Origin of the sequence: Marinobacter sp. LQ44 (assembly GCF_001447155.2) — a bacterium.
GTDB lineage: Bacteria > Pseudomonadota > Gammaproteobacteria > Pseudomonadales > Oleiphilaceae > Marinobacter.
In genome coordinates this window covers 3,982,885-3,998,562 of the sequence record NZ_CP014754.1, presented here as the reverse complement: position 1 = coordinate 3,998,562, position 15,678 = coordinate 3,982,885, and the positions used below count along the sequence as shown (strand labels likewise).

The following is a 15,678-nucleotide window of genomic DNA, read 5'->3' as shown; positions in this document are numbered from 1 at the left end:
TTCTCTCTGGATCAAAACACTTCAACCTGAACTGCGACTGAAAACAGACACAGACTTCCCGTAGATTTGTGTTGAATCAAATCTTAGACGAAAACGGGCCATGGGTTTCCCCATGGCCCGTTAGCATCAACGTCAGAAGGCGATTCGAGCGCCGATCACGACAAACCAGTCTTCTGTGCCGCCGCCGCTCGCCTCGGCCAGGTCAGCGCTATCGCCATACTTACGCTCGTGCACCACACCCACGTAGGGTGAGAACGCACGGTCTATCAGGTCGTAGCGGAGCCGGAGGCCGGTTTCGGTGGAAACCAATCCTTTGCCGATGCCAATTTCCCTGTCTTCACTGAACGCTACCGTCGCATCCAGCGTTGCGGAAAGGATCCAATAGTTAGTGAGCAGCAGCTCGTACTCTGCGTCAAGTTCAGCGGACGTCTCACCTTCATTGCTCACATACAGGTTGGCGTCAACCTCAAACCATTGCGGTGCAAGCCCAGCGACACCCAACACGGCATAAGTGCGATCCGGTCCCTCGGGGGTGTCGAAGCGAACACCCGCTTTGGCGTCGAAGAACTTGGAAATGGGGATCTGGCCGACCAGCTGGTTTTCCAGTGATTCGTAGGCCCGCTCCTCCAGGCTGTACTCACCTTTTGAAATCCACCGGAGTTTCAGCTCGTCGGTGCCGTAGAAGGCATCCGCATTCCAGACGCCCAGCTCCTCGTCATCGTCGCTGTAGCGGTACTCAAATTCCTCGAATTGAACGCCCCAGGTTGTGAGCGGCTGTTTACGAGCCGTGGTGTCGGAAATCATTTCCTGAGCTGTCACCGCCGTTGAGACACCAATAGAGGCAAGAAAACTGACGGCGACAAGTGATCGAATACAACTCATGCCTCACCTCCATCTTCAGCAATCACGTCTGTTTTGGCCTGCGTTGAATCTGGCCCACCTTCAATAATTACCTTGAGGAACATACCAGCGGCCGCGTGATAGGACAGGTGACAGTGGAACGCCCACTGGCCGGGCGCGTCGACCTCGGTTTCCATGTAAACCGTGGTGCCCGGGTTCACGTTGATTGTATGTTTGATCGGGTTCCACTGGCCGGCGCCAACGTCCAGAATCGACCACATGCCGTGCAGGTGCATGGGGTGTGTCATCATGGTTTCATTCACAAACTTGAAACGGACCCGCTCACCGTATTTGAGACGAATCGGATCGGCGTCTTCATACTTGACGCCATTAATGCTCCAGATGTAACGCTCCATATTACCGGTCAGGCGAAGCTCTATTTCCCGGGTCGGTTCCCGGTCTTCGTACAGCGGATCCTGAGCCTTCAAGTCAGCGTAAGAGAGGAACTTGCCGCCATTGGCCGCTGTGGGCACAAGGCCACTTCCCTTGGCATAAAAGGGATCGCTTGGGCCTTCTTTTCCCATCACCATGGAACCATGATCCATGCCGGACATGTCAGAATGATCCATATCTTCCATGTTGGAGTGATCCATTCCGGACATACCTTCCGAGCTGTTCATATCCATGTTCCCATGATCCATGCCAGACATGCTGCCATGGTCCATGCCGGCCATACCGCTCATGTCAGCCATGGTCAGGCGCGCCGGTTCGCGCAGTTGCGGCACGGCCGCTTCCATACCCTCTTCGGGGGCCAACGTTGCCCTGGCATAGCCGGACCGCCCCATGGATTCAGCAAAAATGGTGTAGGCCTGCTTGTCTCTCGGGCGAACGATCACATCGTAGGTTTCCGCCACACCAATCCGGAATTCGTCCACATTGACCGGCTGAACGTTGTTGCCATCAGCCTGGACAACCGTCATGTCCAGACCAGGAATCCGGATGTCGAAGTAGGTCATCGCAGAAGAGTTGATGAATCGCAGCCGAATGCGTTCGCCCGGCTCAAAGAGTCCCGTCCAGTTCTGGTCCGGGCCTTTGCCGTTGATCAGGCCCGTAAAGCCATGGATATCCTCAACGTCCGCTTTCATCATCCGCATGCCACCCCAGGCCATACGGTCACTGACGGTGTTCATCAGGCCATTTTTTGACACGTCCGAGAAAAACTCGCCAACGGTTTGCTGCTCGCGATTGTAGTAATCCGGCATCATTTTCAGGTTGCGCATGATGCGGTCACCGGAATGGGGGTGCTTGTCAGTCAGCTGCACCACGTATTCACGATCGTAGCGGAATGGCTCACGGCCCTCGGGCTCGATGACAATGGCACCATAGGCGCCGTCCGGCTCCTGAAAACCAGAGTGGCTGTGGAACCAGTAGGTGCCTGCCTGCTGGATAGGAAATTCATAGGTAAAGGTTTCACCCGGCTTGATGCCTGGAAAGCTGATACCAGGCACACCGTCCTGATCAAAAGGAAGGATCAGGCCGTGCCAGTGAATGGACGTCATCTCGTCCAGGTTATTGGTCACGTTGATCTTTACGTTTTCGCCTTCTTTGAAGCGCATCACCGGTCCCGGAGATGCGCCATTGTATCCAATGCCTTCTTTCACGAAATCGCCAGTATCAATTTTTACCCGGTCGACCGTCAGGTCGTACTCACCGGCCATAACCATGGCTGGCATCAGCAGGCTTAAAAGTCCTGTCAGTAGGCGTGTTTTCATCTTTTTCTTACTCCAAACTGCACTTCGTTGAAGCAGGGCTGGAAAACAGTCCCAACCCGTGCATTCGCGGGTTTTCAGTACGCATGTTTACTCAAAGTTAACGTCACCGTACATGCCGGCCTGGTAGTGGCCTGGCACGTTGCAGGCGAATTCGATATTGCCTTTATCAGAAAACTTCCAAATCACTTCTTTGCTTTGGCCGGGCTCCAGCAACACGCTGTTCGGGTCGTCATGCTTCATGGTTTTGCCATTGCCCATATCCATGTTCATCATGTCCTGGTTGAGCTTGCCGCCCTGGATCACGCCATGCTCAACCATCATCATCATTTCCTCTTGATGAGCTTCATGCATGTCGGGAGTGCCAACATTGAACTCATGCACGAGGTTTCCTTTGTTCTCCACCACGAAGCGAACGGTTTCACCAGGCTTCACACTGATTTCTTCGGGTTCGTAGTAGTTGTCGTACATTTCCACTGTAATAGTGCGAGAGGCTTCCGAGGCTTTACCCGGTTCGCCGCTGCTGGCACCATGGCCACCGCCATGAGCACCGGCGGCGAGGGTCGCTGCGGACATTGACATGGCAGCGGCTGCAACAATCAACTTGGATGCGTTCATCTTGTCTTCTCCATTGATAAAGTGGCCGGAAATCCCGGCGTCGGTTAGCTCTGAGCAAAGAGCGATGCCAAAATACGAATCACACCATCGCGCATTAACCTGAATTCTCGCTGAAAAATACCAAACTATTTTGTCGTTCAGGCTGAATTCAGGTTGATCGGCGACACTCCAAGACTATTTCTTGGCTCAGAGAAGGAATGTCCGATGCGATTACTGCTCGTTGAAGATGACCGTTTGCTGGCTGAAGGATTACGTGGTCAGCTTGAAAAGGCAGGGTTCAGCGTTGATACGACCTACACCGCCAAAGAAGCCGCGATTCTGGGCGAGCAGGAGGACTATCGGGCCGTCGTTCTGGATCTTGGCCTTCCTGACGGCAATGGATTAGACGTATTAAGGAAGTGGCGAAAACATCAGGTCGTCTGTCCGGTGCTTATTCTGACCGCCAGGGGCGACTGGCACGACAAGGTGGAAGGCCTTAAAGCTGGAGCGGATGACTACCTTGCAAAACCCTTTCAGACCGAAGAACTCATCGCCCGGCTTAACGCCATTGTGCGTCGAAGCGAAGGTCGCATTCATTCAATGGTCAAAGCCGGACGCTTCGAACTGGATGAGAATCGTCAAAGCCTGAAATCCGAGGATGGCACGGAGCACAGCCTCACCGGCACGGAATTTCGCCTGCTGCGCTGTCTGATGAGCCGTCCCGGCCATGTGTTCTCGAAAGAACAATTAATGGAACAGCTTTACAACCTGAACGACAGCCCGAATGAGAACGTCATCGAAGCCTATATCCGCAGACTGCGAAAACTGGTTGGCAACGACACCATTGCAACCCGTCGCGGCCAGGGGTATCTGTTTAATGACGCGGTTTAGCAAGCCCAGATCCGTCAAAGGCACCTTGCTTTTATTGCTACTGCCAGCGGGCATTGCGCTAATGGGGCTTGCATGGCTGGTTCACGGCCTCTTACTGGACCGGATGTCCCGGGAATTCGTCGAGACACGTCTCAAGGATGAGGTCGCCTTTCTGGAGCATCAGATTCGTGATTCTGGCGGTCAATTGGACAGTCTCCAGACTGGTGACTATTTTCAGGAAGTCTTTCACCACGCCTTCGCCATACATTCTCCGTCCAGAACGATCATTTCCCCGGATTCCTGGGCACCGGTGTTAACGTCGTTAATAGAATCAGCAAAGGATGGGACCGTTCGTGTTCGGGATGCGGACACCGTCGAAGGCCCAAAGAGCATTCTTGCGTACCGAAAGTCGTTCCGGATCGGCGATACGCCGATTGTAGTGATCGTGTCCGAGGATCTTGGCGCACTGAAACGCAGCCAGGCAGAGTTGCACGGGTGGACGGCCATCGTCTCTATTCTGCTGATTCTGCTGTTGGTCGTTGTGATCTGGTTCGGTATCAATCTGTCCATGCGCCCTGTCGTCGAACTGAAGGCCACGCTGAAGCGACTTCAGGATGGCAAGGTCTCGCGGATTCATGTCCAAGCACCTGAGGAATTTCGACCGCTGGCCCAGTAGCTCAACCAATTGCTCGACTCGCTGGATCAACGCCTGGAACGATCAAGGGATGCGCTGGCGAATCTGTCTCACAGCGTCAAAACCCCCATTGCGGCCGTCCGGCAGATTCTTGAGGACACCAGTCGTCCGCTCTCCAACGATCTCCGCCTTCAGATGACCGCGAGACTCAATGACATCGACAAACAGCTTGAAGCCGAGATGCGCCGAAGTCGCTTTGCAGGGCCACAGGTTGGGAAAAGCGCTTACCCTCTGAAACAGGCACGGGATCTAGTCTGGATGCTGGGGCGACTATACCCGGAAAAGTCCTTTGAACTGTCGAGCTCCCTGCCGGAGGACGCCCGCTGGCCGATCGAGGAGCACGACCTGAATGAAATCATGGGCAACCTTCTGGACAATGCAGGCAAATGGTCGGAACGATGCGTGGAGCTGTCACTCGTTCAACACTCCGGAAATCTGCAGATCGGCGTAACAGACGATGGGCTCGGCGTCGCGGACGCTGAAATCGGCAATCTGGGTCGACGGGGGTTGCGGCTGGACGAGCAGACCCCAGGCCATGGCCTTGGGCTGGCGATTGTTCGAGAAATTGTCGAACGCTACAGTGGAACCCTCAACTTCTCACCTGCTCCGAAAAGTGGGTTGTCCGTGATAGTTGACCTTCCCAGGGCGGTCCCGGTGATCAATCGTTGACCCGGCCACCTGGTATGTGGTTAAGCGATCACATGTGGATAGTGTTTGTATAGAAAACTTTCCTCACCGTAATGCCTTTTTCAAGCTAGATTCAGCTTCGTCTGTTGTTATAGCGGGTCGCTTGAAGTCCGGTCTCTTAGCTAATTTTGATTTGCTCTCGAGAAGGGCGACAGCCACAATTTTCCAACATCCAGAGACGGCGCTTATAGATGAAGGTTCTAATTGTCGAAGACAACGCGGTACTCGCAGAAAAAATCTCCGTTTGGCTTGCGAAGGAAAACTTTACTGTAGATGTTGCCCAAAACGGAAAAGAGGCAAATTTCTTCGTAGAGACAAGCAGTTATCAGGCGATCATTCTGGATATAGGACTGCCCGACGAGAACGGGCTTTCTTTGATGCAAAAATGGAGAAGCAGTGGCAGAGATGAAGCTATTCTTATTCTAACTGCCCGCTCCAACTGGACAGAGAGAGTTGAGGGCTTGAATGCCGGGGCAGACGATTATCTTCCAAAACCCTTCGAATTCGATGAACTAAAAGCTCGACTTAGCGCCATAATACGAAGAAAAGACGGGCGAGCAACTGATAAGATCATCGTGGATGGTTTTCTACTTAATGCAACCTATAGAACCCTAACAACTCCCGATCATAAAGAGTTCAGACTAACCGCAACGGAGTACCGCCTTTTACAATGCTTTCTTCGCTCTCCTGACAGAGTTTTCTCACAGGACGAACTTGTTGAAGCACTCTATAATATCGAAAGGTGCCCAACCAGAAATGTCGTTCAAGTCTACATAGCCAGGCTCAGAAAGATACTCGGAAAAAAACGAATAAAAACATTGAGAGGACAAGGATATTACTTTGCAAGAGATTCTCTTCAAAAAAGGGTTGAAGCTTAAATGATTTTACTGTGATTTAACCATTTTCCTCAAGGACCAGGGCTCGCCAGATAAATGCGCTGGCCCACAAACCGGGCCAGCTTTCTCAACGATTAACCATTTCGGTGAAAAATACCAAATAGATTAAAAAGACTTAGTCCAGCCCAGCCAAAACTTCGGGTCGTCCGAACTGACCGAACCAAGTGCGTTACTTGAATCGATATCAGCGTACTCCAGATTAACACTAAAAGCTCCAAAGCTTCCCGCATCTTTGGTGACGTTAACAGCTGCATGTCCGTAGCTCGCCTCGCCAATAGACGCCTTGCCATCATCAGTGAAATCATAATAGCCAATCAAAACACCTGTGCTGAAATCGTCTTCCAGTGGCACATCAACTGATGCGTAATAATAGATATCGCCTGGAACGAACAGCCCTTCGCCGCTTACGTCGCTGTTTGCTGTGTAAGCAACACCTATAGATACAATGCTGTAACTCAACTCTCCGTATATTTCGCCAAAATCAATAGATTCAGGAGCATCAGGGTAAGAGTAATAAATGTAGCCAACATCGTAACCGATATCCTCAATTACACCGGAGAAGCCAGCATAAAGATCAAGCTCGTAGCTCGTCCCATCGCCGAAATCCACATTGGAGCCCCAGCCGCCAACATAAAGCCCCGACGCATGTTCGTAGTCAAGCCCGCCTTGCGTCGCCGTTGAGCCATCTGTTTGTGTCACACCGCGAAATAAGTAGTTGCTTGTTATGCCCAAATTAGCACTAACACCTGCGCTGGCAATTAACGGGACCGCTTGGAGAGTTACGAGCAAACCAACACTTAGCAAACAATCTTTAGTCGAGATACGTCTTTTCATCGTTTTTACCTTCTATTTGGGCAGCTTAGTTATTTGCGCATTGAATAACGCACCTATAATGCATACACGTTTTGTGCCACCTTTTAAAAAACTTATTCTATGAGCAATTATTGTCAAATCAGGGCCGCAGTTCATAAAAATGATTAAATATTTAACAATTCAATGCAATAAGCACTCTGCTTCAAGTGTTGCATTGCTCGTCGATAGTGCGCTCATCAATAATGCGCACCAAATAGGAACAAGAATTGAAAAAACGATGACTAAAATAGAACTATTTTTAACTTGGTAATTCTAGATTAGATATGGTTTTATGAAAAATCGAGGGAGGTCTGAATTAGCCATGAATACTGCAAAATATCTTAGTTAAGAATGCAGCTTTCCAACATTTTGCGCTCTGTCTTCCTTACGAGATTCATCAATACTAAAGCGCGACTTTCGCAATTTTGGGAAAATTAACAAAAATCTACCATTAAATTAATCTTGGAGCCACGTAATTGCCCGTCTGGCTCCAAGTAAACAACGATAAATGTTATTGCTTTTCCAAGAGATCCCCAATCAACTCTTTAATCAATCTATGTTCTTCCTTCAGTTTTTTGATGGTCTCGCTCTCTTCCACACGATACTGGGAGGAACGTTCATCTATGCTCTTATTAGGATAGCTTCTTGCCTCGTTGTATCTGTCCGCTTGCCCTCCTGCGTGGGCTATAGAAGCACCACTTGCCACGAAAGAAGCTACTATAATCATGGATACTTTCTTCATAAAACGGCTCCGACATTTTTTTCAATTAGACCAGCAACATTCAATGGCCTTGGGTGTTTAGTAGAACATCGAAACTTTAAACACACTTGAAAATATATGCTGATGAAACGTTTTTTTCAGCGGCTACCACAAGCTCAAAAGCCATTTAGGTCGGCTTTGATTTGATGACACTAAATCAAGTTATTCAAATGCCTAAGAACGATAAGACCAAGCCAGACCGATCTGAAGACCAGAGCGTCCCTCGCTCCGGCTCGCACCCGTTGCGGCACGCTTCGATTCCAACTATGCTTTCCGATCAGAGCACCTCTATGTGCCTTCAACTGAAGCCTTCCGCTCAATCGACAAAAGCACCTTCATGACAGCGCAGAAAAGCATCGGAAAAACTGTCCTCCAATATGGCATCGCTTTCAGCCTCTTGTATTTTTTACTAATTTTTTTCTCGCACACTTATGTAATAGAGCAGCTTTCGAACGAGTCCAGAAAACATCGCCTTGACAAGGAGGTGGAGAGTTTTCAAACCATCATTGAAAACGAAGTTCCGACGCCCGACGAGATTGGCAGCATGATTGATCGATTCCAATTGCTACTGGAGCACGCCCTCGTCGTCGAAGTGAAAGACGGAAGCATCATTGCCAGTAGCAACATAGATCAAACAACGTTGCGAATGGTTTCAAGAAAGCCGGCGGGCTTTGTAGAAATATCCCAAGGTGCAGATGGCCTTCTTGGATTGAAACGAGGTTTCGGAATTGACAGCCCGCTTTCGTCAGTCACCATCCTGGAAATGGAAAGTGGACTCGCCGAGCGATCCAGTGGGGCTCACCTGACCTTGCTGGCTGCCTCCGCATTATTACTTGTTGTTCTCTTGGCTCTGGTAGGCACCATTACTTACCTCGCTTTGAAACCGATCGAACACATCAAGGAAGACATGAGGAGACTGCAATCTGGCAAACAACCTCGTTTGAATCCTGACGCACCAGAGGAGTTCAGTCCGCTGATCAAACAGTTCAATAACCTACTTGAACTAGCAAGTCGTCGCCTTGACCGCCACCGCCGCCTCAATTCCGATCTTTCTCACATGGTCAAGACCTCGATCTCTGCCAATCTCGCAATCTTGTCAGACACTGGTTCATTACCTCCGTCCCGCGACGACATAGAGTTCATGACCTCCAACCTAAAGGATCTAAGCCGGTCCTTGAACTACCGCATGAGCAAGGCAGATATCTCCGGCAGGCAGATGGGGTAAACATGTTTGCCGATTGAAATAGCGAACAACGTCATTTCTGTCATGGAAAAAATCTTTCCCGATAAGAGTTTCCGTATTAATACATCCTTGCCGAATAACTTCAGTTGGCCCATGGAGCGTCAGGACCTATCAGAGTTATTCGGTAACCTGCTCGAAAACGGCGGGAAATGGAGTCAGGCTGAGATTGACGTTTCAATAAGCCAGACCGATTCCGGGCTAACGATAGAAGTTGCAGACGACGGCCCTGGGATTACTCCAGAAGCGGCCTCAAAAGTGATGGATAGAGGTTCCCGGCTTGACGAAACCGTTTCTGGATTTGGATTGGGACTGTCCATCGTGTCCGAAATACTAGAAGACAATTTCGGACGGATGAACATTGGCCCCTCAGAAACAGGGGGCGCCAGAATTACAGTTGTGCTTCCTTTCCCAGAGTAGAGCACAACCATAATTCCTCCGCCCCGCTATGACGGAGGGATTACCCTCCCCTGCTCGCGATCAAAACTGTGTATTTCCACCTCTCTTCTACCGTTGCATATCATCGAGTTTAGACCTTGAGAAGCGCGTGAATAGAGCCGGCAAAACAAAAAGCGTTAGGAAAGTCGCAGTCACGAGGCCACCTACAATCACGCTGGCCAATGGCTTCTGGATTTCCGCACCCACGCCCGTCGACAATAGCATCGGTATCAAACCGAGTGCCGAGGTTATTGCTGTCATCAAGACAGGACGCAAACGGGAGACGGCACCTTCAAACACCGCAGTATCCACGTTCAACCCATCCTGTATTCGCTGATTGATGCTTTCGACCATTACGACCCCGTTAAGCACCGCCACACCAAACAGTGTGATAAATCCAACGGAACTGGGCACCGAAAGATACTGGCCGGAGATCCAGAGTGAAAAGACGCCACCAATAACGGCAAGCGGCACGTTGACCAGAATCAACAGCGCTTGACCAACCGAACTGAAAGCAAAGTACAGCAACAGCGCGATCAGGCCCAGAGATACAGGTACCACAATGGTCAATCGCTTCTGAGCTCGTTGCTGGTTTTCAAACTGACCACCAATATCCACCGAATAGCCGGGGGGAAGGTTCACTTCTGTCGCGATGGTATCCTGAATATCGGCAACCACACTGCCCATGTCACGACCCTGCACATTAGACTGAATGACCACACGGCGCTGAACGTCATCGCGGCGCACCTGAGGCGGGCCGGACTCAATAGACACATCGGCCACATCACCGAGTCTCACCCAGGCTCCGGACGGCGCCTGTAACCTGAAATCGGCAATGGCATCCCGGTCTTCCCGGAAACGTTTGGCCAGACGCACATAGATATCGTACCGCTCATTTCCGTTGATGATCTGGCCCGCGGCGGCACCACCCAGTCCATCCCGGACGACACTCATCACATCAGACACGGCGAGTCCGTACCGGGAAAGTGCCTGACGGTCAGGCTGAACCACCAACTGCGCTTCACCAGCAATCTGCTCCATGGCCACGTCTCGTGTTCCCTGAACTGTTCGGACCGCCGCTTCAATCTGCTGGCCTTTCTCCGCCAGTACGTCGAGATCCGGGCCAAAGAGTTTGATGGCCAGTTGCGCGCGGACACCTGACAGCAATTCATCAACCCGAGTCGCGATAGGCTGAGAAAAGTTAAACAGTAGCCCCGGGTGCTGTTCGAGCTTCGCCTCAAACAGGGCCTGCAATTCATAGCGATTACTGGCGCTGGTCCACTCGGCTGTTGGCTTGAGGCCAATGTAGATTTCGATGTTGTTGACGGGCTCCGGATCGCCGCCTATTTCCGGTCGGCCCGCCCGGGACAGCGCGTAGGTCACCTCTGGAAACTCCATCAGCATGGCCTCCAGTTTCGGCGCCACTTCAAGCGCGGTATCAAGGCTTGATGAGGGGGCTAGCGTTACCCGGAGGTTAATGGTCCCCTCTTCCAATTCGGGGACAAACTCAGTACCGAGTCGCGGCACGACCAAGGCCGCCAGCACAACAAGGACAGCTGCTGCACCGACAACAGAGCGGGTGTGTTTCAACGACCAGTCAAGGCCCTTGCGATAAAGCTTTTCGAGGGGCTTTAAAATGAAACTTTCCCGCTCCCGAATACCCTTGCGAAACATAAACGATGCCAAGGCCGGCACAACCACCAGAGCAACGATCACAGCGGACACGATGGCCAACATTATGCTGATCGCCATTGGCTGAAAAAGCTTGGCTTCCACACCTTCAAAGCTGAATAAAGGCATGAAAACGACCAGGATAATCGCCGTCGCGAAAAAAATTGGTCGCGCCACTTCCCGGCCTGCCTCCTGCAGTCGAAGCGCAATGCCATGGTCATCGTGTGACGCGTCCAATGGGTCAGGGTCGTTTTTCACCAATTCATCCCGACGGGCGTCATGCTCAGCATCAGGATGGGTCAGATGCTTGAACATGTTCTCAACCATAACAACAGAGCCATCCACCAGCATGCCGATTGCCACAGCAATACCGCCCAGAGACATCAGGTTGGCCGAGAGACCGAACCAGGCCATGATCATCAGGGCAATCCCGATGGAAATCGGTATTGAAAGCAGCACCAGCGTTGTTGCCCGCAGATTCATCAGGAACAGGGCAAGCACGATCGCAATAAACACAAAAGCCAACAGAAGCGCATTGGTCACCGTCTCTACGGCCTTGGTCACCAGATCCGCCTGGTTGTAATAGGGCTCAAAACGAACCCCACTCGGAAGCGCCTGATTTATGCGATCAATGCGGGCCTCGATGCCGTCGATGGTGGCTTTTGTGTTGGCCCCCATTCGTTTGAGTACAATGCCAGAAACCACTTCACCCAGTTGTTCAACCTGACCGGCTTCATCCTTCCGGGTCATGGTTACCGCACCCTGGCGAATTTCAGTGCCCAGCGCTACCTCGGCGACATCGTTCACTGTCACTGTAATGCCATCACTGGTTTTAACGGGCACCTGACGGATCTGCTCGAGCCCCTGCTCGCCATTACCCAGCCAGCCCATACCGCGAATAACCAACTGCTCCTGCCCGCGGCCCATATACCAGCCCCCAACATTGGAGTTGTTGTTCTCCAGGGCTTCCATGACATCGTTCTGTGATAAGTCATAGGACAGCATTCGCGCCGGGTTCAGGTTAACCTGGTACTGGCGGACCTCTCCGCCAAACGACAGGATTTCCGTAACCCCTTCAGCCGGTATCAGCAACAGTTTGACCAGCCAGTCGTGCAAGCTGCGCAATTCCATTGCGTCGTACCCCGAATCCGGGTCCGCTATCAGCAAGTACTGGTAGACCTGGCCAAGACCGGACGTATTCGGCCCCATTTCAGGCACCCCGACCCCGTCCGGAATCAGCTCCCGCGCGGCCTGCAACCGCTCGAAAACCAGTTGGCGCGCGAAATAGATATCCGTGCCCTCTTTAAAGACCACGGTGACACCAGACAACCCGGTTTTGGAGATGGACCGAACCTCCTCAACATCCGGCAACGCATACATCACCGCTTCAATGGGATAGGTGATCAGCTGCTCGACTTCCTCAGCCGCAAGTCCGGGCGCCTCTGTATTAACAGCGACCTGGACGTTTGTAACGTCGGGGAAAGCATCAAGATTCAGTTTTGGTATCTGAAACGCGGCCGTGGCGATAAGCACTGCAAGCGCAATAAGAACCAACAGGCGGTTCTGAACCGCCCAGTCGACAACTCGGTTGAACATAATGGCTCCCGGAATCAGTGGTTGTGCGGATCAAAGCCGCCTTTGGCAATCTCAGAGGCCACAAAAAATGCGCCCCGCAAAACGACTCGTTGGCCCGCAGCCAGGCCGGAAACCTCACGGAGCCCGCCAATTGAGCGGCCCAGTTCCACTTCCACGGGTTCATACTCGCCTTCGGCCTCTTCCACATAGACCGTCCAGTCGCCGTCCGCGCCACGCATTAATGCAGTCTCCGGCACGGCAAGCACCGGCTCGCTGGTCTTAAAACGAAAATACACATCTGCGAACATTCCTGGATGAAAACGATCTTCAGGATTGTCCAGCTCCAGCCTGACAATCCGCGTGCGGGTCACAGGATCAATGGTGTGGGCTTCCTGGGACACCGTTGCCACGCCCACACGACCCGCTGCCCTGACTTCGGCTTCCGCGCCCTTCTCTAGAACAATGTCGGAGCTTGCTGGCAGATGGGCTTCTACCCAAAGCTCACTCTCATCAGCAAGAGTCACCAGCGGCTGGCCAGCCTCAACTCTTTGTCCTTGCTCAAACTCATCGGTCAGTACTGCACCATCCACGCGAGCCCTGAGCATGTATTCACCGAGACTATCCACCCCGCTGGCCTTCAACGCACCAATGTCATCATCGTTCAGCCCGTAAGCAAGCAGAGTCGCCCTTGCTGCTTCAATGTTGGCTTTCGCTGTATTGAACCGCTGATCGCCAACCACGGAACGACCCAGCCCGCTGATTCGCTTCCATTCAGGAAAAGCTTTCCTGTAATCCGCCTGCGCCTGTGCCACCGTCTCACTGAACAGGGTTACCAGCGGCTGGCCCTTGGTTACGTGCTCACCCAGTTCCACGTGACGCCGCAGCACCACTGAGGCAACCCGGGGGGACACGTGATAGCTGGTATAGCCGTTGGTCAGCAGCTCACCGGGAGCGTAGATTTCATAGTCAACGTGCTTGCTTTCGAGGGTTGCTACTTCAATGCCGGCGAGCTCTTTCTGTTTGGCATTGATGCTTGCGGTAGTTGATTCTTCATGACCACCATCGCTCTCCTCTTCGTGGCCATGACCTTCTTCCTCTTCATGCTCACGTTCTTCAGCATGCCCGCCCTCATGCTCATCCTCTTCACCGGTACCTTCTCGATGATCGTCGCCACCGGCGGCATGATCATGGCCCGCCTCGTTATGCGCATCTTCCTCGGCCTGCACCAATGAAGGGGGAGCTATAAACAGCGTCAATACAAATACTGAAATCAGAGTTTTTTTCATGATGACTATCCAGTTTCCAGAATATTATTGGAAGGGGGTGATCAGTTCGCCAGACTGGCTCAAGAGTTCAATCAGGCCCAGCTGCGCCAGCTTTTCCAGTTCAATACCGGTTTTCAGGCTCTCCGCGCGCTGGCCTAACGCCTGGAGATACTCAGAGGTGGAGAGGTCGCCGACCTGCCACTGCTTCTCAAGCAAATCGGCACTTCGCTGTACACGCCCCTGGGATAGTTCTTTCCATCGACGAAGTTGCTTGTCGTATCGCTTCCAGGAAGCGCGAGCGCCTGCCAGGTCATATTGTTGTTTCCGGTAGAGCGCCTGAAACCGCGCTTCGGCCTCCAGAGCCCGTCGATTCGCGGCCCGGATTTCAGCGCTGTAGTTATTACGGACGTTCAGAGGGATCGAGAATGTCAGGCCAACCACGTTCTCGCCGCCGTCACGCCCTCCGCTCAGCCCTACTGTCGGCGATGCTGTGGCTTTGCGTCTCGCAACCTCTGCCTCACTTTTCAGCACCTGCCACTCGGCTCGAGCGACTGCAATTGACGGGTGTGACAGCAGATCAGCCTCACCAATCTGGGACTCCAGCGCTGGCCATATATACTCGGGGATTCCCCCATCCTGAGGCCTCCAGTCCGGCAGACGTTCTTGAACCTGAGTTTCTGCCCGATCAACTGCGGCCTTTGCCTGGGCGACTTCGCTCAACTGACGGGATAGATTTAGAAACAGAAGCTCTGCATCGGCACGCCCCAGATCACCTGCCTGCTGGCGCTGTTCAACCTGGTCCAGCAAAGCATCCAGGCGCTGCTGTTGGGATTCAGCAATTTCCTCAAACAGCGTAGTGGCGCGCCACTCGACAAGCGCAAACAATGATTCAGACGTTTGTGTCAGAACTGCTTCGCTCAAGCCAGCTTGCGCAGACAGCCTGATCAGCTTTGCCTTCTCCTGTAATGCGCCCTGTTGATCAGACCAATCGATCGTTTGTGACAGCCCTGCCTCAAAGTTATTCTCACTGCCCGTTCTGTCTGCTCCTACGGACAACTCCGGGTTATACAGCGGTTGTTCGCTTGCCTCAGCGTCCTCTTTCCGCGCTGCCGCCTGCTCTGTCGCTGCCAGTACCTCCGGGTGCTTGCTTATCTGGCCAGTGAGCCAATTCGCCCAATTAACAGTCTCAGCTTGACCGAACAGAGGAATGGACAATAGTACTGAACACAGCAACGCCCGAGGCGAGTGCTTGCTTGCCTTCATCGACTTTCTCCCGAAGCGATTAATAGCCAAAAATCATAGGTGTAAGGCGCCTATGACGAGGCAGGAAAAGATCGAGATAATAAGTGCAAACTTTGAAATGAGTTTGAATTCGGAAAAACAGTTCAGATATGAGTCGCTAAAAACTCTTTGTAGCGCTTCTCAATGAGGCTAACCCGGATTTCTCATAGGTCCCCGGCAAGTCTCGCAGACTGAACTGGTTACCGCTATGGCCGGTCGGTTTCGGCCATGCCTGCCCAATAA

General features: G+C 52.3%; 12 protein-coding genes and 1 pseudogene. 5 read left to right on the top strand and 8 right to left on the bottom strand.

All coding sequences use genetic code 11. The annotated features are described in order from the left end of the window. Positions 1 to 132: 132 nt before the first annotated feature. The 3 genes from ASQ50_RS18315 to ASQ50_RS18305 form a co-directional block, all read right to left on the bottom strand. Positions 133 to 882 carry a copper resistance protein B gene (locus ASQ50_RS18315; protein ID WP_058092399.1) on the bottom strand — a complete coding sequence of 250 codons (750 nt, stop codon included), beginning with the start codon at positions 880 to 882 and terminating at the stop codon, positions 133 to 135. Further along, positions 879 to 2,612: a copper resistance system multicopper oxidase gene (locus tag ASQ50_RS18310; RefSeq protein WP_058092400.1), complete on the bottom strand. Its 1,734-nt coding sequence runs from the start codon at positions 2,610 to 2,612 to the stop codon at positions 879 to 881. Before ASQ50_RS18310 ends, ASQ50_RS18315 begins: the two co-directional genes overlap by 4 nt. 87 nt (positions 2,613 to 2,699) lie before the next feature. Then, positions 2,700 to 3,227, bottom strand: coding sequence for a cupredoxin domain-containing protein (locus ASQ50_RS18305; RefSeq protein WP_058092401.1), 528 nt, complete (start codon positions 3,225 to 3,227; stop codon positions 2,700 to 2,702). A gap of 204 nt (positions 3,228 to 3,431) precedes the next feature. Here ASQ50_RS18305 and ASQ50_RS18300 point away from each other — a divergent pair, with 204 nt between their 5' ends. From ASQ50_RS18300 to ASQ50_RS18290, 3 genes and pseudogenes are all read left to right on the top strand, one after another. Beyond that, complete coding sequence (locus tag ASQ50_RS18300; RefSeq protein ID WP_058092402.1) at positions 3,432 to 4,097, top strand: response regulator transcription factor; 666 nt, start codon at positions 3,432 to 3,434, stop codon at positions 4,095 to 4,097. After that, a pseudogene (locus tag ASQ50_RS21675) lies at positions 4,084 to 5,439 on the top strand (sensor histidine kinase). The gene ASQ50_RS18300 and the pseudogene ASQ50_RS21675 overlap by 14 nt, the downstream one beginning before the upstream one ends. Positions 5,440 to 5,648: 209 nt before the next feature. After that, positions 5,649 to 6,335: a response regulator transcription factor gene (locus tag ASQ50_RS18290; protein ID WP_004581714.1), complete on the top strand. Its 687-nt coding sequence runs from the start codon at positions 5,649 to 5,651 to the stop codon at positions 6,333 to 6,335. 123 nt (positions 6,336 to 6,458) lie between these two features. On the opposite strand, the gene ASQ50_RS18285 is transcribed toward ASQ50_RS18290, so the two are convergent. Together ASQ50_RS18285 and ASQ50_RS18280 are read right to left on the bottom strand one after the other, a co-directional pair. Continuing rightward, the gene (locus ASQ50_RS18285; protein ID WP_004581713.1) at positions 6,459 to 7,187 is read right to left on the bottom strand and encodes a TorF family putative porin; all 729 of its coding nucleotides are present in this window, start codon (positions 7,185 to 7,187) and stop codon (positions 6,459 to 6,461) included. Between the two features lie 529 nt (positions 7,188 to 7,716). Beyond that, positions 7,717 to 7,947 (bottom strand): hypothetical protein, encoded by a 231-nt coding sequence (locus ASQ50_RS18280; protein ID WP_004581712.1) that lies wholly within the window; start codon positions 7,945 to 7,947, stop codon positions 7,717 to 7,719. A 310-nt stretch (positions 7,948 to 8,257) separates the two neighbouring features. Between ASQ50_RS18280 and ASQ50_RS21565 the strand changes: the two genes are divergently transcribed. Both ASQ50_RS21565 and ASQ50_RS21560 read left to right on the top strand, forming a co-directional pair. Continuing rightward, a complete protein-coding gene (locus ASQ50_RS21565) occupies positions 8,258 to 9,190 on the top strand; it encodes a hypothetical protein (protein ID WP_227513206.1) in 933 nt (310 codons plus the stop codon). 6 nt (positions 9,191 to 9,196) lie between these two features. Beyond that, a complete protein-coding gene (locus ASQ50_RS21560) occupies positions 9,197 to 9,625 on the top strand; it encodes an ATP-binding protein (RefSeq protein WP_227513205.1) in 429 nt (142 codons plus the stop codon). Positions 9,626 to 9,712: 87 nt separating this feature from the next. On the opposite strand, the gene ASQ50_RS18270 is transcribed toward ASQ50_RS21560, so the two are convergent. From ASQ50_RS18270 to ASQ50_RS18260, 3 genes are read right to left on the bottom strand one after another with little or no spacing between them, the layout of a single operon-like run. Beyond that, positions 9,713 to 12,910: an efflux RND transporter permease subunit gene (locus tag ASQ50_RS18270; RefSeq protein WP_068351588.1), complete on the bottom strand. Its 3,198-nt coding sequence runs from the start codon at positions 12,908 to 12,910 to the stop codon at positions 9,713 to 9,715. Between the two features lie 14 nt (positions 12,911 to 12,924). After that, positions 12,925 to 14,175 carry an efflux RND transporter periplasmic adaptor subunit gene (locus ASQ50_RS18265; protein ID WP_068351585.1) on the bottom strand — a complete coding sequence of 417 codons (1,251 nt, stop codon included), beginning with the start codon at positions 14,173 to 14,175 and terminating at the stop codon, positions 12,925 to 12,927. Between the two features lie 24 nt (positions 14,176 to 14,199). Next, positions 14,200 to 15,417: a TolC family protein gene (locus tag ASQ50_RS18260; RefSeq protein ID WP_058092801.1), complete on the bottom strand. Its 1,218-nt coding sequence runs from the start codon at positions 15,415 to 15,417 to the stop codon at positions 14,200 to 14,202. Positions 15,418 to 15,678: the final 261 nt, after the last annotated feature.